25 protein-coding genes, 1 tRNA gene and 1 pseudogene are annotated in these 26,485 nt (G+C 70.6%); 21 read left to right on the plus strand and 6 right to left on the minus strand.

Going from position 1 to position 26,485, the window contains the following annotated elements:
- The first annotated feature begins 1 nt into the window (after position 1).
- The 6 genes and pseudogenes from E0H26_RS04090 to E0H26_RS04115 all read left to right on the plus strand — a co-directional run bounded on the left by E0H26_RS04090 (position 2) and on the right by E0H26_RS04115 (position 4,822).
- Complete coding sequence (locus E0H26_RS04090) at positions 2-952, plus strand: 4-(cytidine 5'-diphospho)-2-C-methyl-D-erythritol kinase (RefSeq protein WP_131300943.1); 951 nt, start codon at positions 2-4, stop codon at positions 950-952.
- Between the two features lie 103 nt (positions 953-1,055).
- Positions 1,056-1,262: pseudogene (locus E0H26_RS29725) on the plus strand (Scr1 family TA system antitoxin-like transcriptional regulator); the annotation flags it as partial.
- Positions 1,253-1,453: a DUF397 domain-containing protein gene (locus E0H26_RS04100; protein WP_131300947.1), complete on the plus strand. Its 201-nt coding sequence runs from the start codon at positions 1,253-1,255 to the stop codon at positions 1,451-1,453. The pseudogene E0H26_RS29725 and the gene E0H26_RS04100, both read left to right, overlap by 10 nt.
- Before the next feature lie 163 nt (positions 1,454-1,616).
- Positions 1,617-3,425: an ABC-F family ATP-binding cassette domain-containing protein gene (locus E0H26_RS04105; protein ID WP_131300949.1), complete on the plus strand. Its 1,809-nt coding sequence runs from the start codon at positions 1,617-1,619 to the stop codon at positions 3,423-3,425.
- A 143-nt stretch (positions 3,426-3,568) separates the two neighbouring features.
- Positions 3,569-4,024, plus strand: a complete 456-nt coding sequence (locus E0H26_RS04110; protein WP_131300951.1) for a DUF4383 domain-containing protein — start codon at positions 3,569-3,571, stop codon at positions 4,022-4,024.
- A 318-nt stretch (positions 4,025-4,342) separates the two neighbouring features.
- Complete coding sequence (locus E0H26_RS04115) at positions 4,343-4,822, plus strand: DUF4383 domain-containing protein (protein ID WP_131300953.1); 480 nt, start codon at positions 4,343-4,345, stop codon at positions 4,820-4,822.
- Here the strand turns inward: E0H26_RS04115 and E0H26_RS04120 are convergent, their stop codons facing one another.
- Positions 4,823-5,506 carry a TetR/AcrR family transcriptional regulator gene (locus tag E0H26_RS04120; RefSeq protein WP_131301442.1) on the minus strand — a complete coding sequence of 228 codons (684 nt, stop codon included), beginning with the start codon at positions 5,504-5,506 and terminating at the stop codon, positions 4,823-4,825.
- A 112-nt stretch (positions 5,507-5,618) separates the two neighbouring features.
- Positions 5,619-6,581, minus strand: coding sequence for an acyl-CoA desaturase (locus tag E0H26_RS04125; protein ID WP_131300955.1), 963 nt, complete (start codon positions 6,579-6,581; stop codon positions 5,619-5,621).
- A 136-nt stretch (positions 6,582-6,717) separates the two neighbouring features.
- Between E0H26_RS04125 and E0H26_RS04130 the strand changes: the two genes are divergently transcribed.
- From E0H26_RS04130 to cysN, 9 genes are all read left to right on the plus strand, one after another.
- A complete protein-coding gene (locus E0H26_RS04130; RefSeq protein WP_131300957.1) occupies positions 6,718-7,569 on the plus strand; it encodes a helix-turn-helix domain-containing protein in 852 nt (283 codons plus the stop codon).
- A gap of 26 nt (positions 7,570-7,595) precedes the next feature.
- Positions 7,596-7,667: transfer RNA gene (locus E0H26_RS04135), tRNA-Gln, on the plus strand.
- Between the two features lie 101 nt (positions 7,668-7,768).
- Positions 7,769-9,295 carry a bifunctional UDP-N-acetylglucosamine diphosphorylase/glucosamine-1-phosphate N-acetyltransferase GlmU gene (gene glmU, locus E0H26_RS04140; RefSeq protein ID WP_476703375.1) on the plus strand — a complete coding sequence of 509 codons (1,527 nt, stop codon included), beginning with the start codon at positions 7,769-7,771 and terminating at the stop codon, positions 9,293-9,295.
- Between the two features lie 61 nt (positions 9,296-9,356).
- Positions 9,357-10,337, plus strand: coding sequence for a ribose-phosphate diphosphokinase (locus E0H26_RS04145; RefSeq protein ID WP_131300961.1), 981 nt, complete (start codon positions 9,357-9,359; stop codon positions 10,335-10,337).
- Positions 10,338-10,653: 316 nt separating this feature from the next.
- Positions 10,654-11,361 carry a 50S ribosomal protein L25/general stress protein Ctc gene (locus E0H26_RS04150; RefSeq protein WP_131300963.1) on the plus strand — a complete coding sequence of 236 codons (708 nt, stop codon included), beginning with the start codon at positions 10,654-10,656 and terminating at the stop codon, positions 11,359-11,361.
- A 105-nt stretch (positions 11,362-11,466) separates the two neighbouring features.
- Positions 11,467-12,057, plus strand: a complete 591-nt coding sequence (gene pth / locus E0H26_RS04155; RefSeq protein WP_131300965.1) for an aminoacyl-tRNA hydrolase — start codon at positions 11,467-11,469, stop codon at positions 12,055-12,057.
- 104 nt (positions 12,058-12,161) lie between these two features.
- Positions 12,162-12,995, plus strand: coding sequence for an inositol monophosphatase family protein (locus tag E0H26_RS04160; protein WP_131300968.1), 834 nt, complete (start codon positions 12,162-12,164; stop codon positions 12,993-12,995).
- A 74-nt stretch (positions 12,996-13,069) separates the two neighbouring features.
- Positions 13,070-13,981, plus strand: a complete 912-nt coding sequence (cysD, locus tag E0H26_RS04165) for a sulfate adenylyltransferase subunit CysD (protein ID WP_131300970.1) — start codon at positions 13,070-13,072, stop codon at positions 13,979-13,981.
- 65 nt (positions 13,982-14,046) lie between these two features.
- Complete coding sequence (gene cysN, locus E0H26_RS04170) at positions 14,047-15,300, plus strand: sulfate adenylyltransferase subunit CysN (protein ID WP_420812786.1); 1,254 nt, start codon at positions 14,047-14,049, stop codon at positions 15,298-15,300.
- Positions 15,301-15,407: 107 nt separating this feature from the next.
- Here cysN and galK read toward each other — a convergent pair whose 3' ends face one another.
- The gene (gene galK, locus E0H26_RS04175) at positions 15,408-16,565 is read right to left on the minus strand and encodes a galactokinase (RefSeq protein ID WP_131300974.1); all 1,158 of its coding nucleotides are present in this window, start codon (positions 16,563-16,565) and stop codon (positions 15,408-15,410) included.
- Positions 16,562-17,545, minus strand: coding sequence for a UDP-glucose 4-epimerase GalE (gene galE / locus E0H26_RS04180; protein WP_131300976.1), 984 nt, complete (start codon positions 17,543-17,545; stop codon positions 16,562-16,564). Before galE ends, galK begins: the two co-directional genes overlap by 4 nt.
- A gap of 84 nt (positions 17,546-17,629) precedes the next feature.
- Here galE and E0H26_RS04185 point away from each other — a divergent pair, with 84 nt between their 5' ends.
- From E0H26_RS04185 to E0H26_RS04205, 5 genes are read left to right on the plus strand one after another with little or no spacing between them, the layout of a single operon-like run.
- Positions 17,630-18,625 (plus strand): hemolysin family protein, encoded by a 996-nt coding sequence (locus tag E0H26_RS04185; RefSeq protein WP_131300978.1) that lies wholly within the window; start codon positions 17,630-17,632, stop codon positions 18,623-18,625.
- A 33-nt stretch (positions 18,626-18,658) separates the two neighbouring features.
- Complete coding sequence (trpS, locus tag E0H26_RS04190; protein ID WP_131300980.1) at positions 18,659-19,684, plus strand: tryptophan--tRNA ligase; 1,026 nt, start codon at positions 18,659-18,661, stop codon at positions 19,682-19,684.
- A 33-nt stretch (positions 19,685-19,717) separates the two neighbouring features.
- Positions 19,718-20,287: a 2'-5' RNA ligase family protein gene (locus tag E0H26_RS04195; protein WP_131300982.1), complete on the plus strand. Its 570-nt coding sequence runs from the start codon at positions 19,718-19,720 to the stop codon at positions 20,285-20,287.
- Positions 20,288-20,343: 56 nt separating this feature from the next.
- On the plus strand, positions 20,344-21,267 hold the full coding sequence (locus E0H26_RS04200) for a YihY/virulence factor BrkB family protein (RefSeq protein WP_131300984.1): 924 nt from the start codon (positions 20,344-20,346) through the stop codon (positions 21,265-21,267).
- 58 nt (positions 21,268-21,325) lie between these two features.
- Positions 21,326-21,760, plus strand: a complete 435-nt coding sequence (locus E0H26_RS04205) for a hypothetical protein (protein WP_131300986.1) — start codon at positions 21,326-21,328, stop codon at positions 21,758-21,760.
- A 230-nt stretch (positions 21,761-21,990) separates the two neighbouring features.
- On the opposite strand, the gene E0H26_RS04210 is transcribed toward E0H26_RS04205, so the two are convergent.
- The gene (locus E0H26_RS04210) at positions 21,991-23,622 is read right to left on the minus strand and encodes a glycoside hydrolase family 13 protein (RefSeq protein WP_131300989.1); all 1,632 of its coding nucleotides are present in this window, start codon (positions 23,620-23,622) and stop codon (positions 21,991-21,993) included.
- Positions 23,623-23,774: 152 nt separating this feature from the next.
- A complete protein-coding gene (locus tag E0H26_RS04215) occupies positions 23,775-24,848 on the minus strand; it encodes a LacI family DNA-binding transcriptional regulator (protein WP_206024872.1) in 1,074 nt (357 codons plus the stop codon).
- 317 nt (positions 24,849-25,165) lie between these two features.
- Here E0H26_RS04215 and E0H26_RS04220 point away from each other — a divergent pair, with 317 nt between their 5' ends.
- Entirely contained in the window at positions 25,166-26,467 is a 1,302-nt protein-coding gene (locus tag E0H26_RS04220) for an extracellular solute-binding protein (protein ID WP_131300993.1), read from the plus strand.
- Positions 26,468-26,485 lie beyond the last annotated feature (18 nt).

The raw sequence follows: 26,485 nt of genomic DNA on the forward strand, positions 1-26,485 counted from the left end.
GGTGACCGAGCCCTGGCGACGGGACGACGACGAGGAACGGCGCGGGGCCAGCGGACCGGTCCGCGTACGGGTGCCCGCCAAGGTCAACCTGCACCTGGGGGTCGGACCGCTGCGACGGGACGGGTACCACGAACTGAACACCGTCTACCACGCGATCTCGATCTACGACGAGTTGACCGCGCGACGTGGCGACACCCTCACCCTCACCATGGAGGGCGAAGGCACCGGTGAACTCGCCCTCGACGACTCCAACCTGGTCATCCGGGCCGCCCACGCGCTCGCCGGTTACACCGGCGCGGCGCCACACGCCCGCCTGCACCTGCGCAAGCAGATCCCGCTCGCCGGTGGCCTCGCCGGCGGCAGCGCCGACGCCGCCGCGACACTTGTCGCCTGCGACGCGCTGTGGGGCACCGGCCTGTCCCGCGACGAACTGGCCGGCATCGCCGCCGACCTCGGCTCGGACGTGCCCTTCCTGATCCACGGCGGCACCGCACTCGGCACCGGCCGGGGCGAGGCGATCAGTCCGGTACTGGCCCGCGCCACCTCGTGGCACTGGGTGGTCGCCATCGCCGACGGCGGGCTGTCGACCCCGCAGGCGTACCGCGAACTCGACCGGCTCCGGGAGACCGGCGCGGCGGGACCAGCGCTCGGCAGCACCGACGCGCTGCTGGCCGCGTTGCGCCAACGCGACCCCCGGGTGCTCGCCCTCGCCCTCGGCAACGACCTTCAGGACGCCGCCCTGTCCATGCGCCCCTCGCTGGCGGCCACCCTCAAGGCCGGGGAGGCGGCCGGCGCCCTGGCCGGCATCGTCTCCGGCTCCGGCCCCACCTGCGTCTTCCTCACCGCCGACGCCGCCGACGCCGAACGAGTCGCCGCCGAACTGGAAGCCGCCGGGGTGTGCCGCGAGGCCCGCACCGCCCACGGCCCGGTCCACGGCGCCCGCGTCACCTGAATTCGAGCACCGGGAAGGGCCGAGACTCGCTCCACAGCGCGGCAGCGTCCTGGAGGCGACGGAGGGCATCTTGCATCGGTACATGATCTGCGAGCGGGACCCCGCTGTCGCTGGCATATCCAGCCCCGCGAGTGCAGGCCCGGACCACCGCACCGCGGCCTACCTGGACACCCAGCTTCAGGGTCAAGTGGTTAGCGAACCAGCCGACCTGACGGACATACTGGCAGCGTGGGAGAACGTTCGTGGTGAGGCGATGTCCCACCGGCAGTCGATCGACCTGGTGAGGGAAGTGGCGGAGACATGGACCTGAGCGGCGCCCGGTGGCGCAAGAGCACCCGCAGCAGCGGCAACGGCGGCGCCTGCGTCGAGGTTGCCGACAACCTTCCCGGCGTGGTCCTCGTCCGTGACACGAAGGACCGCGACGGCGGCACCCTGACCTTCACGCCCGCCTCGTGGACGAGCTTCGTCGGGCTGGCGAAGGAGCACGGCCCCAACGCCTGAGCACACCCCGGCACGCCAGCCCTCGGCCCGACCGGCCGAGGGCTTCCGCGTCTGCGCAGCCCCGGAGGCACGGAGGAGCGCGCAGCGGTCCGCGTACCCTAGAGGCCAGGCGTCCCCAGGTGCCCGCCGGCACCGGGACGCCTTGATCATGGAAGGTGGGTTCGTGGCCAACATCGTCAACCTGGACCGGGTGTCCAAGGGCTACGGCGCCGCCGGGCCGCTGCTCACCGAGGTCTCGCTCGGCCTGGACGACGCGGACCGGATCGGCGTGGTGGGGCTCAACGGTGCCGGCAAGTCCACCCTGCTGCGGATGCTCACCCGCGCCGAGGAACCCGACGACGGCCGCGTCACCCACCGGCGCGACCTGCGGGTCGCCTGGCTGCCACAGAACCTCACCCTCAGCCCCGACGCCACCGTCCGCGACGTCGTGCTGGGCACCGAATGGCTCGCCGAGAGCATGGGCGCCGAGCACGAATGGGCCGGCGACGCCGGCGTACGCGCCATCCTCGACGGGCTCGGCATGCCCTACCTCGGCCTCGACGCCCCGGTCGGGCCGATGTCCGGTGGCGAGCGCCGCCGGGTCGCCCTGGCCGCCCTGCTGGTCCGCGAGGCCGACCTGCTCATCCTCGACGAACCGACCAACCACCTCGACGTCGGCGGTGTCGACTGGCTGGCCCGGCACCTGCTCGGCCGCAAGGGCGCCCTCGTGGTGGTCACCCACGACCGCTGGTTCCTCGACGCGGTCTGCACCACCACCTGGGAGGTCGCCGACCAGACCGTCCGCGCCTACGAGGGCGGCTACGCGGCCTGGACGCTGGCCCGCGCCGAACGCGAACGGGTCGCCGCCGCCACCGAGGCCCGCCGCCAGAACCTGCTCCGCAAGGAGATCGCCTGGCTGCGCCGGGGCCCACCGGCCCGCACCTCCAAGCCGAAGTTCCGCATCGACGCCGCCAACGCCCTCATCGCCGACGTGCCACCCCCGCGCGACAACATGTCGCTGCAACGCCTGGCCACCGCCCGGCTCGGCAAGCAGGTGTACGACCTGACGGACGTCCGGCTGCTCGCCGGCCCCAAGACCATCCTCGACCACGTCACCTGGCAGGTCGGCCCCGGTGACCGGGTCGCCATCCTCGGCGCCAACGGTGCCGGCAAGACCACCCTGCTCCGGCTGCTCGCCGGCATCACCCACCCCGACGGCGGCCGGCTGGTCACCGGCTCCACCGTACGACCGGCGTTCCTCTCCCAGGAACTCCGCGAACTCCCCAGCGAACTGCGGGTCCTCGAAGCGGTCGAGGAGATCGCCCGACGGGTGCGCCTCGGCGACCGGGAAATCTCCGCCGCCCAACTCGCCGAGGTCTTCGGCTTCGACGACCGGCGGCTCTGGACCCCGGTCGGCGACCTGTCCGGCGGGGAACGCCGCCGGTTGCAGATGCTGCGCCTGCTCGCCAGCGAGCCGAACGTGCTGCTGCTCGACGAGCCCACCAACGATCTCGACACCGACACCCTCGCCGCCCTGGAGGACCTGCTCGACTCCTGGCCCGGCACGATCGTCGTGGCCAGCCACGACCGCTACCTCATCGAGCGGGTGGCCGACACGGCGTACGGCATGTTCGGCGACGGACGGCTGGTGCACCTGCCCGGCGGTATCGAGGAGTACCTCAGCCGTGCCGCCAACCGACCCGGTTCCGGCCTCGGCGCCGGTGCGCCCGCCGCACCGAACACCACCACAGCCGACGGCAGCGGGATGAGCGCCGCCGAAGCGCGGCAGGCCCGCAAGGAACTCAGCCGGTTGGAGCGGCAGGTCGGCAAGCTGGAGCAGAAGGAGACCGCCCTGCTCGACCAGCTCGCCGCCAACGCCACCGACTACGCCAAGGTCGCCGAGTTGGATGCCCAGCTCCACCAGGTACGCGCGGAGCGGGAACAGGTCGAGGAAGCCTGGCTCGCCCTGGCCGACGAGATCCCGGCCGGGTGATCCCACCGCCGACCGGACGGTCCGCGGACCCGGCGCCGGGCGGCGACGCCGCGACCTGCCCAGGGACCCCGTGTGCGGCGTCACACCCCGGGGTGCGGGAGAATCGCCGACGACCCTGACCCCACAGCGTTGGAGACACAGAAATGGCCCACACCCCCGTCAACCATCCCGCGCGGCCGATCTACCGGGCGATCGGCGGGCTGATCGGTCTGTACCTGGTGCTCTTCGGTCTGATCGGCTTCTTCGCCAGCAGCGGTGACTCGTTCTTCGGCCAGGGCGACACCCAGGTGCTCGGGCAGGGAACCAACCTCGGCTTCTCGCTGTTGAGCGTCGTGTTGGGCGCGGTCGTGCTGGCCGGCACCGCGATCGGCCGCAACCTGGACGTGCTGATCAACCAGTGGAGCGCGTACCTGATCATGGTGGTCAGCCTGGCCGGGCTCGCCTTCCTGCGTACCGAGGCCAACATCTTCAACCTCAGCGTGGCCACCGTCGTCGTGCTGATGACCCTCAGCCTGGTGCTGCTGATGGCCGGCATGTACGGCAAGGTCGGCACGGACGACGAGCACGAGGCGTGGCAGAAGGCTCGGCTCGTGCTCTGAGCTTTGGGCTAATTTCGTTGGTTGCGGTGGTGGGGTTTCGCCGGATCCCGACCCGCTCCGGGCGGTCAGGCTTGATCCCTGCGCGGGTCGGGCTCCGGCGAAACCCTGTCCTGGCCGGGCATTCGCGGTGGGCGCACGACCGTGGGTGGGTGGCCTCTGGGTGGGCGCGGTGCGTCGGCGGGTGCGAGCACGCGAACGCGCCGAAAGGCGGGTGGGTGTCCCCTGGGCGGGTGGGGTGGTTTGGGGGGATTGGGGGGCGGGGGTGACGTGGGTGGGGGACAATTGTCCGGATTGTTTCCCGGTGGCGTGGAGGCTGGAATGCCGCACTTTCCCATCAACCACCCGGCGCGGCCGTTCTACCGGGCGCTGTCCGGCCTGATCGGGCTCTACATCCTGGTCTTCGGCGTCTGGGGCACCGTACTGACCCTGGGTGACCCGCTGTTCGCCCGCAACGGCAACTGGGCCCTCGGGCTCCGGACCAACCTGGCCTTCTCGCTCGTCTCGGTGGTCTTCGGGGCGGTGCTCATCATCGGCGCCTCCCGGCGCGGCAACCTGGGCCACTACATGAACCTGACCGCCGGAGTCGTCTTCCTGACCACCAGCATCCTGATGATGTCGGTGCTACAGACCCCCGCCAACTTCCTGAACTTCTCCATGTCGACGGTGGTCGTGTCGATGCTCTTCGGGCTGGTACTGCTCGGCACCGGTCTCTACGACAAGGTGGGCCCGCCCGAGCACGCCGAAGCCGAACGCAACCGCCGCTACCACCCCGTCGCCGAGATCCACCGCCGCCGCTGATCAGCGCCCGGCGGTGATCAGCCCCGGCTTCGCCTCCAGGTGCGACAGCCCGTTCCAGGACAGGTTCACCAGGTGCGCCGCCACCGTCTCCTTGCGCGGCTTGCGTACCTCCAACCACCAGCGGCCAGTCAGCGCGACCATGCCCACCAGCGCCTGCGCGTACAACTCCGCCAACTTCGGGTCGTACCCACGACTGGAGAACTCCGCGCCCAGGATGTGCTCCACCTGATGCGCCACGTCGTTCATCACGCTGCTGAAGTTGCCGGTCGCCGAGAGCACCGGTGACTCCCGTACCAGCACCCGGAAGCCGCTCGTCTCCTCCTCGATGTACCCGAGCAGGGCCAACGCCGCCTGCTCCAGCAACTCGCGCGGATGGCCCGCGGTCAGCGCCGTGGTGATCCGGTCCAGCAGCGACCGCACCTCCCGGTCCACCACCACCGCGTAGAGCCCCTCCTTGCCGCCGAAGTGCTCGTACACCACCGGCTTGGACACCTTGGCGCGCGATGCCACCTCCTCTATGGAGGTGGCATCGAAACCCCGCTCAGCGAAGATCTGCCGACCGATCGAGATCAGCTGTTCGCGACGCTGAGCAGCCGACATGCGTACCCGCGAGGGCTTGGTCGACGCGGCGCGAACCGTACGCCGAGGCCGCTTGTCGCCCTCGCCGCTGGGAACCTCGGCCATCTCGTCACCTCGGTGGCGCTCGGTGACGCCCTGTCGTGGGATGTTGCCTGCGTTCTGCCCGGTCACCCGAACATACTGCCAGGTAACTTGCCGGTGGCGTGTCCGGTCACCGCTACGCCGCCTGGTCCGCCGACTTGGCCAGCTTCGCCGCGATCCGCTCCGGCTTCGGCCAGCGCACGTCCCACGCCGCACCGAACTTCTCGAACAGCCAGATGACCCGGGCCGAGATGTCGATCTGACCGCGCAGGACGCCGTGCCGGGCGCTCGTCGGGTCGGCGTGATGCAGGTTGTGCCAGCTCTCCCCGAACGACACCAGCGCCAACGGCCAGAAGTTCGAGGCCCGGTCACCGTGGCGCATCATGAACGGCCGCTCCCCGTACACGTGACACACCGAGTTGATCGACCAGGTGACGTGGTGCAGCAGCGAGATGCGGACCAGCCCGCCCCAGAACAGCGCGGTCAGCGCCCCCTGCCAGGACCAGGTCAACAACCCACCCATCAGCGCCGGGCCGAGCACCGAGATGATCACCATCGCCGGGAAGAGGCGGTCCATCCGCCGGATGTCCCGGTCGTTGAGCAGGTCCGGGGCGAAGCGCTCCCGGTTGGACAACTCCCGACCGAACAGCCAACCGATGTGCGCGTGGAACAACCCCTTGGTCAGGCCGCGCAGGGTGGCGCCGAACCGCCACGGCGAGTGCGGATCCCCCTCCAGGTCGGAGAACGCGTGGTGCCGGCGGTGATCGGCCACCCACTGGATGATCTCGCCCTGCACGGCCAGCGAACCGGACCCGGCCAGGGCGACCCGCAGCCACCGCTTTGCCTTGAACGAGCCGTGGGTGAAGTAGCGGTGGTAGCCCACCGTGATGCCCAGGCCGGACAGCACGTACCAGAACGCGGCGACGCCCACGTCGACCCAGCTGAGCCAGCCGCCCCAGGCCACCGGCACGGCGGCGATCAGCGCCGCGAACGGAATCACGACAAAGGCCCACAACGCGACGAGAATGCCGCGCGACTGGGCGCCCTGGGTGAGCGGTTTCGGGCCGGTGGGGTGGGTATCGAGCAGGCCGGTGGACATGGCACCTCACACAGGGACGGCGGCAAAACACGAAACTACGGCTACGTCACCGTAACTTACGGGCCCGGTAGATCACATCAGACAGCGACGTGAACCGATGCCAAAGCTGTCGTACCTGGGACCTAGCCTCCGCCGCATGACCGAACCCCGCGCCGACGACGTCCGCCGCCTCCGCACCGAGGAGCAGCTCTCCGTCCGCGAGATCCGGGCCCGCACCGGTCTCGGCCGCAACCGGGTGTACGAGTTACTGCGCGGCGTCCCGCCGCCAGCGCGTACCCGGCGCCGCAACGCCAAGGACGACCTGCGCGCCGAGGCGGTCGCCCTGCGCTCGACGGGGCACTCCGTACCGGAGATCGCACGACGGCTGGGCGTGAGCAGGTCGACGGCGTACCTCTGGGTGCGACACCTGCCGCTGGACCGTGATCCGGAGGAGCAGCAGCGCCGCCGAGCCCACTCGAAAACCATGACGGACGCTCGGTGGGCGGCGCACCGCCAGGCACGCGACGAGGCGCAGGCGGCAGCGCATGCCTCGGCCGCGCGTACCGTCGGCGAGCTCGATGACCGGGACGTGCTGCTGCTCGGTGCGGTCAGCTACTGGTGTGAGGGCACCAAGTCGAAGCCGTGGCGCCGTGACGACCATGTGCAGTTCGTCAACAGTGACCCCGGGCTGCTGTCGGTCTTCCTCCGATTCCTGGAGGTCTGCGGGGTCGACCGCACCGTGCCGACCTACCGGGTGAGCATCCACGAAACCGCCGACGCCGAGGCCGCTGCCGACTGGTGGGCGCGGGAGTTGGCGCTGCCGCGTGACCGTTTCCGGCGGGCGAGCCTGAAGAAACACAAGGCCACGACGGCTCGCCGGAACGTCGGTGAGACCTATCGCGGCTGCCTCGTGATCAACGTGCCGGGCAGTCGCGAGCTCTACTGGCGAATTGAAGGTATGATCGCCGAGCTGTTTCGGTCCGTGACGGCACGCCTGAGCATTCGTTGATGTGGCGTCACGGGTTGACACGTCAATGGGGTGTGGGGTAACGGCAACCCGCAGGCCTTTGGAGCCTTGAGCTCCTGGTTCGAATCCAGGCACCCCAGCACGAGCGGATGTGCTGCCGATCCTCGTGGCCCTGCCAATCGCGGCGGATTGTCTGGTTAGCATGGCCGCGAGACTGTCCGCGTCCGACGGGAGCCACGTCGTGTCCGAGCCCCACCTCCGTACCGTCGTCGTGCTTGCCGCCGGTGAGGGCAAGCGGATGAAGTCGGCACTGCCCAAGGTGCTGCACCCGATGCTCGGCCGGACGCTGCTCGGACATGTGTTGAGCGCGGCCGAGCCGCTGGCGGCGGAGCGCACGATGGTGGTGGTCGGGCACGGCGCGGACCAGGTGCGGGCGCACCTGGCCGAGGTCGTTCCGGGCGCTGTGGCGGTGCACCAGGCCGAGCAGCTCGGCACCGGGCACGCGGTGCGGATCGCGTTGGAGGCGGCGCCGGAGGCGACCGGCACCGTGGTCGTACTCAACGGGGACGTGCCCCTGCTCCGCCCGGAGACGGTCGCCGCGCTGGTGGCGGCGCACGAGGGCGAGCGGGCGGCGGCCACCGTGCTGGCCGCCGAGGTGCCGGATCCGACCGGCCTCGGTCGCATCGTGCGGAACGCCGCGGGCCGGCTGGAGCAGATCGTCGAGCAGCGCGACGCCACCCCGGGTCAGCTTGAGATCAAGGAGATCAACGCCGGGATCTACGCCTTCGACGCGGGTCGGTTGCGGGACGTGCTGGGCAAGCTCTCCACCGACAACGACCAGGGCGAGGAGTACCTGACCGACGTGTTCGGGCTGCTCGTCTCGGCCGGGGAACCGGTGGCGGTGCATCTGGCCGCCGACCACACCGAGACGCTCGGCTGCAACGACCGGGTGGAGTTGGCGGCGCTGCGGCGGCTGTTGCGGGACCGGGTGAACGAGCGCTGGATGCGCGCCGGGGTGAGCCTGCTCGATCCGGAGACGACGTGGATCGACGTGACGGTGGCTCTGGACCGGGACGCGGTGGTGGACCAGAACACCCAGCTGCGGGGCGGTTCGGTGGTCGGTAGCGGCGCGGTGGTCGGCCCGGACGTGACGTTGGTGGACACGGTGGTGGGTGCGGGTGCGACGGTGCTGCGCAGCCACGCAGTCGGTGCGCAGGTCGGTCCGGGTGCCAGCGTCGGGCCGTACGCCTATCTGCGGCCGGACGCCCGGTTGGCGGAGAAGTCGAAGGTCGGCACGTTCGTCGAGGTGAAGAACGCGGAGATCGGTGCCGGCTCGAAGGTGCCGCACCTGACGTACGTGGGTGACGCGACGATCGGCGAGCAGAGCAACATCGGCGCGGCGTCGGTGTTCGTGAACTACGACGGCGTCAAGAAGCACCGCACGGTGATCGGCAGCCACGCCCGGACCGGCGCGGACAACATGTTCGTCGCGCCGGTGGAGGTGGGCGACGGGGCGTACACGGCGGCCGGCTCGGTGATCATCGAGAACGTGCCGGCGGGGGCGATGGGCGTGGCCCGCGCGCGGCAGCGCAACATCGAGGGCTGGGTGCTGAAGCGGCGGGCCGGTACGGCGGCGGCGGAGGCGGCCGAGCGAGCGTTGCAGGGTGCGTCGTCCCAGGTGCCGGCCGCAAGTGAAGGTGAGGCAATCCACGGCGCCGCCGAGTCGGTGGGCTCCGTCACGAAGGCGGGAGATACTGCAACCGAATAGTCCCCGGCCGACCACCACCGTAGGCCGGGTACCACCGACCAAAACGGGAGCAGACGGGCCCATGGGCAGCATCGTCGCCGAAAACCGCAAGAGCCTGATGCTCTTTTCCGGACGTGGCTTTCCGGAGCTGGCCAAGGAGATCGGTGAGGTGCTCGGCGTCGCGCCGACGCCGGCCGACGCGTACGAGTTCGCCAACGGCGAGATTTTCGTACGGTTCAAGGACTCGGTACGTGGTTCGGACGCCTTCGTGGTGCAGTCCGTCACGCACGGGGTGAACACCTGGGTCATGGAGACCCTGATCATGGTCGACGCGTTGAAGCGGGGTTCCGCCAAGCGCATCACCGTGGTCCTGCCCTTTTATCCGTACTCCCGGCAGGACAAGAAGCACCGCGGCCGGGAGCCGATCTCGGCGCGGCTGGTCGCCGATCTGCTGAAGACGGCGGGGGCGAACCGGATCCTCACCGTTGATCTGCACACCGCGCAGATCCAGGGTTTCTTCGACGGGCCGGTGGATCACCTGTTCGCGATGGACATCCTGGCCGAGTACGTGGAGCGCAAGTACGCGGGCCGGCCGATGACCGTGGTCGCGCCGGACTCGGGCCGGGTTCGGGTGGCCGAGCGCTGGACGGACCGGTTGGGTGGCTGCCCGCTGGCGTTCATCCACAAGACGCGGGATCCGTTGAAGCCGAACCAGGTGGTGGCGAACCGGGTGGTCGGCGAGGTCGAGGGTCGGGTCTGCCTGATCGTCGACGACATGATCGACACCGGGGGCACGATCTGCAAGGCGGCGGACATCCTGAAGGAGTCCGGTGCGGCGGATGTGATCGTGGCGTCGACGCACGCGCTGCTCTCGGATCCGGCGACGGAGCGGTTGAAGAACAGCCCGATCAGCGAGGTGGTGGTGACGAACACGTTGCCGCTGCCGCCGGAGAAGCAGCTCGACAAGATCACTGTGCTGTCCATCGCGCCGCTGCTGGCGCGGGCCATCCGTGAGGTGTTCGACGATGGTTCGGTGACCACCCTCTTCGGTGGGCTGAGCTGATCGACTGAGGTCCGGACGGGTCGGTGAGGTCGGCCGACTCGTCCGGATTCGTCCCGTGGGCGGTGCCGGCGGGAAGGGCTGCGGGCCGGCCGGCGGTGGTGGTACGGGGACTGCCGGCACTTCACCGATTCTGCTCGGGTAGACTGGTGCGGTTGCCACGGCGAGGGTGCCCTGCGGGCCGCTGAGAAGCGCCGCACGGAGGCACCGTGATCGACGCGGTGCTCCGGGCAGTCTGCTGACGCATGAGCCCCTGCGAGCCCCCCGCCCAGCACCGCCAGACGACAAGCTGCCGCAGCGAAGCATCAGGAGTTTCCCCGTGTCCGAGGTAAAGATCAGCGCCGAGCCCCGTACCGAGTTCGGCAAGGGTGGTGCCCGTCGTACCCGCCGGGCCGGCAAGGTGCCCGCCGTGCTGTACGGGCATGGCGAGAAGCCCAAGCACATCGCGTTGCCGGCGCGCGAGTTCGCGGCGGCGATCCGCAAGGGCGGCGCGAACCAGCTTTTCGCGATCGAGGTGAGCGACGGCACGCAGGCGCTGGCGCTGCCGAAGGCGATCCAGCGTGACCCGATCAAGGACACCTTCGAGCACGTCGACCTGCTGCTGGTGCGGCGGGGCGAGAAGGTGACCGTCGAGGTGCCGGTCGAGCTGACCGGTGAGGCCGCGAAGGACACCCTGATCGTGCACGACCACGCCACTCTCTCGGTGACCGCCGAGGCGACGAAGGTGCCGGATCACCTGGAGGCCTCGATCGAGGGTGCCGAGCCGGGCGTCCAGGTCACCGCCGCCGATGTCGAGCTGCCGGCCGGCGTGGAGTTGGCCGCCGACCCGGAGCTGCCGGTTGCCACGGTGACCGCCGCGCCGACCGCCGAGCAGCTTGAGGCGACGCTGCCCGAGGTCCAGGTGGCCGACGCCGAGGTCGAGGCCGGTGTGGGTGAGGAGACCGCCGAGTCGTCCGAGGGTGCCGAGACCGGCGAGCCGGCGGCTGCGGGTGGCGAGGAGACCGCCGAGGCGAAGACCGAGGCCTGATCGGTTCGTAGGCTGTGCGACAGGCGTCCCCGGGTTCACCGGGGGCGCCTGTCGGCGTATCGGGGTCGCCCGGCGCGCGGGCGCGGATGACGGAGGGGACGGGCGGTGACGGACGAGACCGGGCCGTGGCTGGTGGTCGGGCTGGGCAATCCGGGTCGGGAGTACGCCGGTAACCGGCACAACGTCGGTTTCCTGGTGGCCGACCTGCTGGCCGATCGGCTGGGTGCGAAGTTCGGCCGGTACAAGCGGGCGATGGCGGATGTGGCCGAGGGGCGGCTGGGCTTCGGTGGGCCCAAGTTGGTGCTGCTTAAGCCGATGACGTACATGAACCTCTCCGGTGGTCCGGTGGCCAGCCTGGCCCAGTTCTTCAAGGTGCCGACGGCTCAGGTGATCGCGGTGCACGACGAACTGGACATCGGCTACGGCCAGGTGCGGGTGAAGTTCGGCGGCGGTGAGGGCGGGCACAACGGCCTGCGGTCGATGTCGAAGTCGCTGGGCACGAAGGACTATGTGCGGGTGCGGTTCGGGATCGGTCGGCCGCCGGGGCGGCAGGATCCGGCGGATTACGTTCTGTCGGATTTCGGCGCGGCGGAACGCAAGGAGTTGGACTTCCTGGTGGACCGGGCCGCGGACGTGGTGGAGTCGGTGATCACCCGGGGTGTGGAGCCGACGCAGAACCTGTACCACGGCACCTGAGGGCGGCCGGCCGGGCGGCCGGTCGGTAATGTGCGGGGTCGCGGCCGAGCGGGGCGGCTGCTCGGCGTACGCGGATTGCGGCAGAGGCGACGGGAGCGCAGGGCATGAGCAGTCCTCCGATGGTCGACGCGGAGTTCGCCCGCTGGTTGGCGGCCCGGGCGGGTGAGGCGCTGGTGGGCTTGCGGGCGGAGTTGGGCTTCGACGATCCCGCCGCGCTGAAGTCGGCGGGGGACAAGGTCTCGCATGATCTGATCCGGGCCGAGCTGGCGCGGTGGCGTCCGGGTGACGCGGTGCTCTCCGAGGAGGACGAGGGTTCCCGGCGGGCGTTTTCGGCTGACGGTGACGCGGGGGCGGTGTCCCGGCTGACCGCGGACCGGGTGTGGATCATCGACCCGTTGGACGGTACGCGGGAGTTCAGCGAGCAGGGGCGTACGGACTGGGCGGTGCATGTGGCGCTCTGGGCGCGTACGGCGCCGAGCGCACACGGTCTGGTCGCCGGTGCTGTCGGGTTGCCGGCGCAGCACCGGGTGTTGGCCACCGACCGGCCGCCCGCGTACCCGCCGCTGACGCCGGACGCGGCGACCGCCGGTGGCGTACGCCGGCTGCGGTTGGCGGCGAGTCGGAGCCGGCCGCCGGCGTTCCTGGCCGACCTGGCCGAGGAGGTCGGGGCGGAGTTGGTGCCGATGGGTTCGGCCGGGGCGAAGATCGCTGCGGTGGTCACCGGTGCGGTGGACGGGTACGTCCACGCGGGTGGGCAGTACGAGTGGGATTCGGCCGCGCCGGTGGCTGTGGCGACGGCCACCGGACTGCACGCTTCCCGGATCGACGGTTCTGCGCTGAAATACAACGAGGCGGACCCGCGCCTGCCTGATCTGTTGGTGTGCCGCAAGGATCTCGCCAGCCGGTTACTTGCAGCGCTGCACCGGCATGGCGGGTAGCCTGGCGCTACTTTCTGACATCCCCGACCGGAAAGGTCTGGAAAGCGGATGAGCGAGCGAATCGAGTCGGTGTCATGACCGCCACCGCGGCCTACCAGGTCACCCATCTCGACGCCCTGGAGGCGGAGAGCATCTTCGTGATGCGCGAGGTCGTCGCCGAGATGGAACGACCGGTGTTGCTCTTCTCCGGCGGCAAGGACTCGATCGTCATGCTCCGGCTGGCGCAGAAGGCGTTCGCGCCGGCGCACATCCCGTTTCCGGTGATGCACGTCGACACCGGCCACAACTTCCCCGAGGTGCTGGACTACCGCGACCGGCGGGTCGCCGAGCTGAGCCTGCACCTGGTGGTGGCCAGCGTGCCGGAGGCCCTGGCCAGCGGCCTGGTCCGGGAGTCGGCTGACGGGATGCGCAACCGGATCCAGACGCCGGTGCTGCTGGACGCGGTGGAGAAGCACCGGTTCGACGCACTCTTCGGCGGGGCCCGCCGGGACGAGGAGAAGGCCCGCGCCAAGGAGCGGGTGTTCAGCTTCCGCGACGAGTTCGGCCAGTGGGATCCGAAGAACCAGCGGCCGGAGCTGTGGTCGCTCTACAACGGCCGGCACCACCCGGGCGAGTCGATCCGGGTGTTCCCGCTGTCGAACTGGACCGAGTTGGACGTCTGGCACTACATCGCCCGGGAACGGATCGAGCTGCCGTCGATCTACTACGCGCACGAGCGTGAGGTGATCGAGCGCGACGGGATGCTCTACGCGGTCAACGAGTTCCTGCCGGCCCGCGCCGGTGAGGAGCGGTTCAAGGCCCAGGTGCGATACCGGACGGTGGGCGACGCCTCCTGCACGGCGGCGGTCCGCTCGGACGCGGACACGGTCGAGAAGGTCATCGAGGAGGTCGCCGCGACCCGGATCACCGAGCGTGGGGCGACCCGGGGCGACGACCGGGTCAGCGAGGCCGCGATGGAGGACCGCAAGCGGGAGGGCTACTTCTGATGACCACCGAGACGCTCACGCCGGATTCGGCCCGCAGTGCTGCCGCCGGGCCGGAGGTCCGGCGGATGGACCTGCTGCGCTTCGCCACCGCCGGCAGCGTGGACGACGGCAAGTCGACCCTGATCGGTCGGCTGCTGTACGACACGAAGTCGCTGTTCACCGACCAGTTGGCCGCGGTGGAGGCGGTCAGCGCGGCCCGGGGCGACGAGTACACCAACCTGGCCTTGCTCACCGACGGCCTGCGGGCCGAGCGGGAGCAGGGCATCACCATCGACGTGGCGTACCGCTACTTCGCCACGCCCCGGCGCAAGTTCATCATCGCCGACACCCCCGGGCACATCCAGTACACCCGGAACATGGTCACCGGCGCCTCGACGGCCGATCTGGCGTTGATCCTGGTGGACGCCCGTAAGGGGCTGGTCGAGCAGTCCCGCCGGCATGCCTTCCTCTGCTCGCTGCTGCGGGTGCCGCACCTGGTGCTCTGCGTGAACAAGATGGATCTGGTCGACTACTCGCAGGAGGTCTTCGAGCGGATCGCCGACGAGTTCACCGCCTTCGCGGCGAAGCTGGACGTACCGGATCTGACCGTGGTGCCGATCTCCGCGCTGAAGGGCGACAACATCGTCACCCGCTCGGAGAGCATGCCCTGGTACGAAGGCCCGGCGCTGCTGCACCACCTGGAGCGGGTGCACATCGCCAGCGACCGCAACCTGGTCGACGTCCGTTTCCCGGTGCAGTACGTCATCCGCCCGCAGTCGACCACGGTCACCGACTACCGGGGTTACGCCGGCCAGGTGGCCTCCGGGGTGCTCAAGCCGGGTGACGAGGTGATGGTGCTGCCGTCCGGCTTCACCAGCCGGATCGCCTCGGTGGAGACCGCCGACGGGCCGGTCGCGGAGGCGTTCCCGCCGATGTCGGTGACGGTACGGCTGGAAGACGAGATCGACATCTCCCGGGGCGACATGATCTGCCGTCCGAACAACGCGCCGGCCGTCGCGCAGGACATCGAGGCGATGGTCTGCTGGATGGACGAGACCCGCCCGTTGCAGGTCGGTGGCAAGTACGCGATCAAGCACACCACCCGTACGGCTCGGGCGATCGTCCGTGGCCTGCACTACCGCCTCGACATCAACTCGCTGCACCGCGACGAGTCCGCAGCCGAACTGCGCCTCAACGAGATCGGCCGGGTCCGCCTCCGTACCACGATCCCGCTGCTCGCCGACGAGTACCGCCGCAACCGCACCACCGGCGGTTTCGTCATCATCGACGAAACCACCAACCGCACCGTAGCCGCCGGCATGATCGTCGAAACCCCCTAACCCCCCCCCGTTACCTCCTCCCCGGGGGCCGCCGCCCGGAGCTGCGGATCTTGGTACGGGATGGCCTCCATGGGGGCCGTTTCGTACCAAGATCTGCGAGACGGAAGTTAGGGGAGGGGGGTGGCGCCGGTGGAGGGGAGGGCGGTGGTGATGGTGGGTGGGGGGTAGGCGCGGGTGGCGTACGCGGTGGTGACGGTTTGGGCTATCGCGGTGGACTGGTCGGCCTCGATGAGGGCCAGGACGCAGCCGCCGAAGCCGCCGCCGGTCATCCGGGCGCCGAGCGCGCCAGCGGCGAGCGCGGCCTCCACGGCGGTGTCCACCTCGGGCACGGTGATGGCGAAGTCGTCCCGCATGGAGACGTGCGAGGCGGTGAGCAGCGCGCCGATCTGCCGGATCCGTCCGGCTCGCAGCAGGTCGACGGTGTCGCACACCCGCTGGTTCTCGGTGACCACGTGCCGGACCCGGCGGCGGGTCTCGTCGTCGGGCAGCCGGGCCAGCGCGTCGTCGAGTTCGTCGGCCGGTACGTCTCGGAGTGCGGGTACGCCGAGCAGGCCGGCGGCCTTCTCGCAGCTGGCGCGGCGGGCCGCGTACTCCCCGTCGACGTGGCGGTGCGGGGCGTTGCTGTCGATCACCAGTACGGCGAGCCCGGCGGCGCCCGGATCGAACGGGATGTGCTCCACCTGCTCGGTGCGGCAGTCGAGGAAGAGGGCGTGCCCGGCCCGGCAGCGGATCGCCGCCGACTGGTCCATGATCCCGGTGGGCGCCCCGACGTAGTGGTTCTCGGCCCGCTGGGCCAGCCGGGGCTGGTCTTCGGCGGGCAGGTCGAGCCCGCCGAGGTCGACCAGGGCGGCGAGCACGGCGGCCTCCAGGGCGGCGGAGGAGGAGAGGCCGGCGCCGAGCGGCACGTCGGAGGCGATCGCCAGCCGTGCACCCGGCACCCGGTGGCCCGCCTCGCGCAGCGACCAGACCACCCCGGCCACGTAACCGGCCCAACCGGTGACCCGGCCGGCAGCGGTCACCTCGTCGGCACCGAAGTCGACCGTCTCGCCGGTCAACTCGGACCAGACCGTCCACTGTTCCTCCGGCTGCCGCGCGGCGGCGGCGACGGTGCGCAGCGGCAGGGCGAAGGGCAGCACGAAGCCGTCGTTGTAGTCGGTGTGCTCGCCGATCAGGTTGACCCGGCCGGGTGCCGCCCAGCGGCCGGTGGGCGGCTCGCCGTACACCTGCTGGAAGCCGGCCGTGGCGCGGCCGGCGACGTCGGTCACGGCTGGGCCAGCCGGTGCGTGCGGTAGAAGGCCCAGGCGTCGGTGACCATGTCGTGCAGCGTCGGCTTGTGCGGTTGCCAGCCCAGTTCGACCCGGGCCAGTTCGGCCGAGGCGACCAGTTCGGCCGGGTCGCCTTCGCGGCGGGGTGCCACCTCCAACGGCACCGGGTGGCCGGTGACCTCGCGGACCACCTCGACCACCTGGCGGTTGGTGAAGCCGTTGCCGTTGCCGAGGTTGTAGATGCGATGCTGCCCGGCGGTGGCGGCGTCGAGGGCGAGCAGGTGGGCGCGGGCCAGATCGGCGACGTGGATGTAGTCGCGGACGCAGGTGCCGTCGGCGGTGGGGTAGTCGTCGCCGAACAGTTGCAGCTTCTCCCGCCGCTCGGCGGCCACCTCCAGCGCGATCGGGATGAGGTGGGTTTCCGGGTCGTGCCGTTCGCCGAGGGCGATGTCGCCGTCGAGGTACGCGCCGGCCACGTTGAAGTAGCGCAGCGAGACGGCGGCCAGGCCGTGCCCGATCGCCTCGGAGGTGAGCGCCATGTCGACGGCGAGTTTGGTCGCCCCGTACGTGTTGGTGGGGGCCTTGACGGCGGTCTCGGGGATGGGCAGCTCGACCGGGTTGCCGTAGACGGCGGCGGTGGAGGAGAAGACCAGCCGGGGTACGCCGGCCGCCCGGACCGCGTCGATCAGCGCCAGCGAACCGACGGTGTTGTTCTGCCAGTACCGTTCCGGGGCGACCATCGACTCACCGGCGGCGATCAGCGCGGCGAAGTGCAACACGCCGTCGAAGCCGGCCTGCGGGGTGAGTACCTGCGCGGCGTCGTGGATGCCCGCCTCGACGTGGGTCGCGTCGGGCGCGAGCGCTTCCCGGTGACCGGTCCGCAGATCGTCCAGTACGACGACCTCGTGACCTGCGTCGAGCAACATCCGGGTCACCACGCTGCCAATGAAGCCAGCGCCGCCGGTGACGAGCAGTTTCACCTCGGTCCCTCCTACCTGGCCCGTCCGATCGTGGCCATGTGGTGATGACAGCCTACGGCGCGCCCGCTGACTACCATCACTGTCATGCGGGCAGCGCGTCGGCGCGGATCCCGGCGGCGCGGGCCACACCGACCCCGCCGCGAACCTGGGCGGCTGGCCTGGGCCGTCGCCCGGGTGGTGGTTCGGGCCGCTGACGGTGCCCTGCGGCTGGTCACCGACGTGCTCGGGGCGGGCCCGGCGGCCGGCCGGGAGCGGATCAGCGAAGCGGAACTGCGGGACCTGGTCGCCGCGAACACGGTGCTCGACCCGGTGGGCCGGCGCATCATCGACGAGGTGCTGGTGGCCGGCGCGAGCCTGGTCCGCGAGGTGATGATGCCTCGTACGGAGGTGGTGTTCCTCTCCGCCGCGTTGACCATCGCCGAGGCGGAACCCCTGGTCCGGGCCGGTACGCACAGCCGCTATCCGGTGGTCGACGGCACCCACGACGACGTCGTCGGCTTCGTGCACCTGCGCGACGTGCTGTGGCGCCCGGGACGCGACCCGGACACCACGGTCGGCGAGTTGATCCGTGAGGTGAAGCGACTGCCGGCCAGTAAACGGGTGCTCGCCGCGCTGACCGAGATGCGGCGGGAGGGGCACCACCTGGCCGTGGTGGTCGACGAGTACGGCGGCACGGCCGGCATCGTCACCTGTGAGGATCTGATCGAGGAACTGGTCGGCGAGATCCATGACGAGTACGCGCACGCACCCGAGCCGACGCTGGCCGGGCTACCGGCGGTGGTGGACGGTCGACTCAACCTCGCCGACTTCGCCGAGCGCACCGGCGTGGTGCTGCCGGTCGGGCCGTACGAGACGGTGGGTGGGTTCGTGATGGCCGCGCTCGGGCGGCTGCCGAGGCCCGGTGACGAGACCCCGGTGCCCGAGCCGTCGGGGACCGGCGGCGGTGGCTGGCTGCTGCGGGTGCTGAGCCTGGAGGGGCGCCGGGTGGCCCGCCTCGCGGTGACCGCCGCCCGCCTGCCCGAACAACGGCGAGTGCCGGGCCCTGCCGGCGACCGGACCCGACCTGCCGGCCCGTCATGACGTACGCCGGGGGATGCTGACAGAATTGCCGGCATGTCCGACGTTCCCGCCCGCCCGCGCGTCTTCTCCGGCATCCAGCCGACGGCCGACTCGTTCCACCTCGGCAACTACCTCGGCGCGGTGCGGCACTGGGTGGCGTTGCAGGATTCGCATGACGCCTTCTACTGCGTGGTCGACCTGCACGCCATCACCGCCGGGCACGACCCGAAGGTGTTGCACCAGCGCTCCCGGGTGGCCGCCGCGCAGCTGCTCGCCGTCGGGCTGGACCCGGAGCGTTGCACGCTGTTCGTGCAGTCGCAGGTGCCCGAGCACGCGCAGTTGGCCTGGGTGCTGGGCTGCATCACCGGGTTCGGTGAGGCCAACCGGATGACCCAGTTCAAGGACAAGTCGCAGAAGCAGGGCAACGAGCGGGCCAGCGTGGGCCTGTTCACGTACCCGATCCTGCAGGCCGCCGACATCCTGCTCTACCAGGCCAACGCGGTGCCGGTGGGCGAGGACCAGCGGCAGCACCTGGAGCTTTCCCGCGATCTGGCGCAGCGGTTCAACACGCTGTTCGGGCCGACGTTCACCGTGCCCGCCCCGCACATCGTGAAGTCCACCGCGAAGATCACCGACCTGCAGGATCCGACGGCGAAGATGTCCAAGTCGTCCTCGTCGCCGAACGGCATCGTCGATCTGCTGGAGGATCCGGCCCGGTCGGCCAAGAAGATCCGTTCGGCGGTCACCGACACCGGTCGTGAGATCGTCTTCGACGAGGAGACCAAGCCGGGCATCGCCAACCTGCTGACCATCTTCTCGGCGCTGAGTGGACGCGGCATCGACGATCTGGTGGCGGCGTACGACGGCAAGGGCTACGGCGACCTGAAGAAGGATCTCGCCGAGGTGGTTCGGGAGTTCGTGGTGCCGATCCAGGAACGCACCCGCTCCTACCTCGACGACCCGGCCCAGTTGGACAAGCTGCTCGCCGATGGGGCGGAGAAGGCTCGGCGGGTGGCGGCGCCGACGCTGCTCAAGGCGTACGAGCGGGTGGGTTTCTTCCCGCCGGTGCGCGGCGAGTAGCCGTCCGCACCAGCGGACGGTCCGAACAGGTCGGTGGCCGAAGGAGTGGCACGGAACGTGGACCACGGGAACGGGGCGTCGGCTGCCGGCGACACCGTCCAGATCGGCATCGCGGTGGACATCCCCGAGCCGTGGGGCAGCACGTTGACCCGGCGTCGGTTGGCGGCCGGCGACCCGAACACGGTGCCGGCCCACGTCACCCTGCTCGGGCCGACCGAGATTCCGGTGTCCGCGCTGCCCGAGGTGGAACGGCACCTGGCCCGGGTCGCCGCCGCCCACCTGCCGTTCACCCTGCATCTGCGGGGCACCGGTACGTTCCGGCCGGTGACCCAGGTGGTCTTCGTCGCGGTCGCCGCCGGGATCAGCGAGTGTGAACTGCTGGCCGCGGCGATCAACGCCGCTCCCCAGCTGCGCCGGGAGCTGCGCTTTCCCTACCACCCGCACGTCACCGTGGCCCAGGACGTCGCGCCGGAGGCGCTGGACCAGGCGTACGAGGATCTGGCCGACTTCTCGGCGATGTTCGAGGTGGACTCCTTCACTCTCTTCTCGCACAGCGGGCAGACGCGGTGGCAGCCCCGCCGGGATTTCCGGTTGGGCGGTTGACCGTCCGGTCGGGCCGGGCGTGGGCACACTGACGTGGAAGCGGCGAGGATGACGACGTGAACCTCCTGGGTCGGGTCGAGGCGGGCATCGACCGCCGGCTCAGCACTGCCCGCCGCCGCTCCCCGGCCTTCGGTCACCTGTGGCGGGCCGGGGTGCGCTACACCAACCTGCAGGGCGGTCGGCTGGCCGCCGCGATCGCGTACTACGGCTTCTTCGCCGTTTTCGCGCTCGCACTGGTGGCGTACGCGGCCTTCGGCGCGATCCTGGACGAGAACGACGAGGTTCGGGCGGGGGCGGAGGAGTTCCTCCAGGAGAACCTGCCCTTCCTCGACCCGGCGCAGGTCGCCGACAGCAGCGGCACCGTCGGGGTGGTCGGCCTGCTCATCCTGATCCTGACCGGGATCGGCTGGGTCGAGGCGATCCGCTCCTCGCAGCGGCTGATGCACGGTTTCGACCAGCATCCCGGCAACCTGGTCGTCCGCCGGCTGGTCGACCTCGGGGTGCTGCTCGTGGTCTTCGTGCTCCTCGGCGCCTCGGTGGCGGCGGTGGACGCGCTGGAGTCGCTGCTGCGTTTCCTGCTGCGCAGCACCGGTTCGGTCGGGTTGACCACGGTCAGCGCGGTGCTCAGCGTGCTGGTCAACGCGGTACTGGCCACCCTGCTGCTGGTCGCGGTGCCGCGACTGCGGATGAGCCAGGCCCGGCTCCGGCCGGTGGTGCTGCTGGTCGCGGTCGGCATCACCCTGCTCAACACCGTCGGTCGGTACTGGGTCGGGCGGGTCGAGCACAATCCGGCGTACACGGTGGTGGCCACCGCCGTCGGCCTGCTGGTCTACCTGTATCTGCTCAATCAGCTGGTGCTGTTCGGCGCGGCGTTGGCCGCGACCAGCCGGCGCGGGCGGGTGGTGGACCTGGCGGGCGGGGCCCGCCCCGTCGAGTTGGACACGGACACCGATCCGGGTACCCCGGGCGGGGCTGGTTGAGCGGCGGTGATGTGCCGAATCGGCCTCGACGCCACCGGGCACCGACGATGATGAGCCCGTGGGGGCACTCGTGACGTTGGACCTGCCGAGCGATTCACCGATGCTCGACCTGCCGTGGATCATCACGTTCGGTCCGCTCGGTGACGACGAGTGGGAGCCGGTGGTCTGCGGCCCGTACGAGCGACCGCACGCGCTGGCACTGGCCGAGGCCGTGGTCGCCGACGAACAGCTGATGGCGGTGGTCGAGCCGCTGGTACCCGCGGTTTCCGTGGAGCAGATCCGCGGCGAGATCGCCGCCGCCCAGCTCGCCGCCACCGACGAAGCCCACCAGGTGGAGCAGGCCGACCTCTACGGCGATTACGAGGACACCATCGACGAGGAGGAACTGGAGGCGGCCGAGCACGATCGGGCGTCCGGCCCGCTGCCGGCGCCGGACGTGGCCGAGCTGCGCGCCGGTTTCGCCCGGATCGCCGCTCAACTGACCGGCAGCTGAGCGTCGCGCAACCGACCGGCGGGTGAGCGTCGCCCGACTGGCCGGCGGCTGGGCGTCGCGCAACTGGCCGGCGGGTGGCCGGGTTTCGGGGCCGACAGCGGTATCCGGTGCCCGGAGGGTCGCCCCGGGCACCGGCACCTTCGCACCCCCCACCACAAGGGGTCGTCAGCCCCAGCCGTCCGGCGGCGCGGGGCACGCCGAACGGCCAGGTCGTAGTCGGAGTTACCCGTTCAGCGTCGTTCGAACCAGACGGCCGCGTCGACCGGGAGCAGGTGGCCGCCGTCCTGCTCGGTGAGCGTCTCGCTGGCGACCAGCGGGACGCCGTACCCGTCGATCCGCACCGGGCTGTCGCCGGTGTTGACCACACAGGTCAGCACGGTGCCGTCGGTGCTGCGGCTGAAGGCGAGCAGCCCCGGCCCGGTCTCCTGCCAGGTGATGCCGTCGGTGCCGGCGAGCGCGGGATGGGTGTGCCGGATCCCAAGCGCCGCCCGGTACAGCTCCAGGGTCGAGTCGGGTACGCCGGTCTGGGCGGCCACCGACAGCGCACGCCAGGTCGCCGGGGCCGGCAGCCAGCTCAGCTCGCTACCGGCCGGGCCGAAACCGTACGGGGCCAGCTCGCCGCTCCACGGGATGGGCACCCGGCAGCCGTCCCGGCTCTCGCCGGTACGCAGGAAGGCGGGATCCTGCCGCAGTTCGTCGGGGAGGTCGAGCACCTCGGGCAGACCCAGTTCCTCGCCCTGGTAGAGGTAGGCGCAACCGGGCAGGGCGAGCATCAGCAGTGCGGCGGCGCGGGCCCGGCGCAACCCGACCGGACCGTCGCCGTAGCGGGTGACGTGCCGCTGGCGGTCGTGGTTGGACAGCACCCAGGTGGTCGGGGCGCCGACGATCGTCGACTCGGCCAGCGCGGTGTCGATCACCTTGCGGAACGAGTCGGCGGACCAGGTGGCGTCGAGGAAGTCGAAGCTGAACGCCTGGTGCAGCTCGTCCGGGCCGATGTAGCGGGCCAGCCGCTGCGGGGTTTCGGCCCACGCCTCGGCCACCGCCATCCGGCCGCCGGGGTAGCTGTCCAGGATGGGCCGCCAGGCGCGGTAGATGTCGTGCACCTCGTCCTGGTCGAAGTAGGGCAGCCGGCCCTTGCCGAGCAACTCGGACTGGCGCCGGCCGGTGGTCATCGAGTTGAAGCCGACGTCCGGCAGCCCGGCGGCCTTGATCATGCCGTGGGCCACGTCGATCCGGAATCCGTCGACGCCACGGTCCAGCCAGAACCGTAGGACGTCCTCGAATTCGGCGCGTACCCCCGGGTGGCGCCAGTTCAGGTCGGGCTGGGCCGGGTCGAACAGGTGCAGGTACCACTGGCCGTCGGGCACCCGGGTCCAGGCCGGGCCACCGAAGATGCTCTCCCAGTCGTTGGGGGGCTGCTCGCCGTCCGCGCCCTTGCCGTCGGCGAAGAGGTAGCGCTCGCGTTCGGCAGAGCCGGGGGCGGCGGCCAGTGCCGCCTGGAACCAGGGGTGCCGGTCGGAGGTGTGGTTCGGCACGATGTCGACGATGATCCGCAGGCCGAGCGCGTGGGCGTCGGTGATCATCGCTTCGAAGTCGCCGAGGGTGCCGAACATCGGGTCGACGTCCCGGTAGTCGGCGACGTCGTAACCGCCGTCGACCATCGGGGAGGTGTAGAAGGGGGTCAGCCAGAGCGCGTCGACGCCGAGGTCGCGCAGGTACGGCAGGCGTTCCTGGATGCCCCGCAGGTCACCGATGCCGTCGCCGTTGGAGTCGGCGAAGCTGCGGACGTAGACCTGGTAAACGACGGCGGACCGCCACCAGTCGGCGTCGGAGGTCAGCGGCGAGGGATTGCTGACGGTCATCGGGTGTTCCCCGTTCTGTGGCGCGGGACGGCGGCACCCGGCGGGGCGACGGTGGGACGCGCGGGTGTCTGAGAAGAATGCCGGGCCAGCGCTGCAAGCGTCAAGCAAATCTTGCGCAAGAGCCGCCTATGATCGCCGGAATGCGACCCGTGTCACGCCGGGAGTGGTACCGGCTGCTGTCGCTGCGCGCCGCCCTGGGTGGGCCTGGAGTCCGGCCGTGCCACGGCGGTCGAGCCGCGTACCACCAGCTCGGGCCGGAACAGGTATTCCGAGTGCGGTGCGCCGTGGCCGTTGATCTCGTCGACCAGTGCCCGCACCGCGGCCACCGCCATCGCGGTCACCGGCTGACGCATGGTGGTCAGCGGTGGATCGGTGAAGGCCATCAGCGGAGAGTCGTCGTACCCGAGGACGGAGAGGTCGGCCGGGACGGTGAGGCCGCGTTGCCGGGCGGCCCGGATCGCGCCGAGCGCCATCAGGTCGGAACCGCAGACGATGCCGGTCGCGCCCCGCTCGATCAGCCGTCCGGCCGCCGCCTCGCCACCCTCCACACCGAACAGGGAAAGCTCGGTCAGCTCGGCCATCTCGTCGTCGTCGACCCCGGCGAGTCGCTGCATCGCCGCCTTGTATCCGCCGACCTTGCGCTGCACCGGCACGAACCGGTCCGGTCCGGTGATCAGGCCGATCCGCCGGTGTCCCAGGGCCACCAGGTGGGCCACCGCCAGCTCGGCCGCCTCCCGGTCGTCGCACGAGACGAATGGCGCGGGGATGCCGGGCGCGTACCCATTGATCATGACGATGGGCAGCGGTCGGGCGATCAGGGTCCGGTACCGGTCGTGATCGGCGGCGGTGTCGGCGTGCAGGCCGGAGACGAAGACGATGCCGGAGACCTGCCGGTCGAGCAGCATCTCGACGTACTCGTCCTCGCGTACGCCGCCGGGGGTCTGGGTGCACAGCACCGGGGTGTACCCGGTGGGCGCCAGGGCCGACTCGATGATCTGGGCGAACGCGGGAAAGATCGGGTTGTCCAGTTCCGGCACCACCAGACCGACCAGCCCGGCGCTGCGCTTGCGCAGCCGGGCGGGGCGTTCGTAGCCGAGCACGTCGAGGGCGGTCAGGACGGCCTGCCGGGTCTCCGGTGCCACGCCGGGGCGGTCGTTGAGCACCCGCGACACCGTGGCCTCGCTGACGTCGGCCTGTTGGGCGATGTCGGACAAACGAGCGCGCATGGCGGCACTGTAGCTCACCGCCAAGTTCTTGCGCAGTAGCCAGCAAGAACTTGCAGAATCGAGCAGCGAGCGTCGGGCGCGGTTGCTCGTTCGGGCGTACGGCGGGACGTTGGGTGCAGTGGGCGTTCGCGGAGAGTGACTTTGGTGGTCGGCGCGACCGGCCCGCGCCGAGGCGAAATGCCCAGATGGCGGCAGTTGTCGGCTGGCCGAGTTGCGGATGGGGCACGGTTGTTGCAGGGGTGTTCGCAAGGGGTTTCGAGTTACGAAAGTTCTTGCTACTGTCCCGCCGTTACCCGGCAGGCAACTTAGGAGCGAACATGCGTCGCACAGCCAGGGGGATCGCCGTACTCGCCTCCGCCACCCTCGCCCTCACCGTCGCCGCGTGCGGCGGCGAGGACAAGGCGGCCGAGGAGCAGCCCAAGGTCGACCCCGCCGCCCTCACCGCAGAACTGACCTGGTGGGACACCTCCGACCCGCAGAACGAGGGCCCGGCGTTCAAGGAACTGATCGCCAAGTTCAACCAGAGCTACCCGAACGTGAAGATCAACTACCAGTCGGTCCCGTTCGGTGAGGCGCAGAACAAGTTCAAGACCGCCGCGCAGGCCAAGACCGGCGCCCCGGACATCCTGCGGGCCGAGGTGGCCTGGGTGCCCGAGTTCGCCTCGCTCGGATACCTCTACGCGCTGGACGGCTCGGAGCTGCTCAGCGACGCGTCCGACTTCCTGGAGACCCCGCTCGCCTCCAACAAGTACGACGGCAAGACCTACGGCGTCCCGCAGGTCACCGACAGCCTCGCGCTGATGTACAACAAGGAACTGCTGGGCAAGGCCGGCATCAGCGAGCCGCCGAAGACCTGGGCCGAGCTGAAGTCCGCGTCGCAGACCATCAAGGACAAGACCGGCGCCGAGGGCGTGTACGTCAACCCGGCCGGCTACTTCCTGCTGCCCTTCATGTACGGCGAGGGTGGCGACCTGGTCGACACCGGCGCCCAGAAGATCGTCATCAACTCGGACCAGAACGCCGCCGGGCTGAAGATCGCCAAGGATCTGATCGACAGCGGCGCCGCCGCCAAGCCGTCCGCCAACGACTCGTACGGCACCATGATGACCCTGTTCAAGGAGCAGAAGGTCGCCATGATCATCAACGGGCCGTGGGAGGTCAACAACGTAAAGTCCGCGCCGGACTTCGGCGGCCTGGACAACCTGGGCATCGCCCCGGTGCCGGCCGGTTCGGCTCGGGCCGGTGGCCCGGTCGGCGGCCACAACTACGTGATCTGGTCCGGCATGCCGCAGGAGAAGGTCGACGCCGCCGTCGCGTTCGTCAAGTTCATGAGTTCCGCCGAGTCGCAGGCGTTCCTGTCGGAGAAGCTCGGCCTGCTGCCCACCCGCACCTCCGCCTACCAGGTGGACGCGGTCAAGAACAACGCCGTGGTGGCCGCGTTCCAGGCGGTGAACGAGGCTGCCGTGGGCCGTCCGTGGATCCCCGAGGCCGGCCAGTTCTTCGGCCCGCTCGACCAGATGGCCACCGAGGTGCTGATCCAGAACCGGGACCCGAAGGCCGCGCTGGACGCCGTCGCCAAGAAGTACAAGGCCGAGGTCGTACCCAACTACGGGCTCTGACCCGCCCGGGGATCGGTC

The organism is Micromonospora zingiberis, from assembly GCF_004331455.1.
In the GTDB taxonomy this organism is placed as follows: domain Bacteria; phylum Actinomycetota; class Actinomycetes; order Mycobacteriales; family Micromonosporaceae; genus Micromonospora; species Micromonospora zingiberis.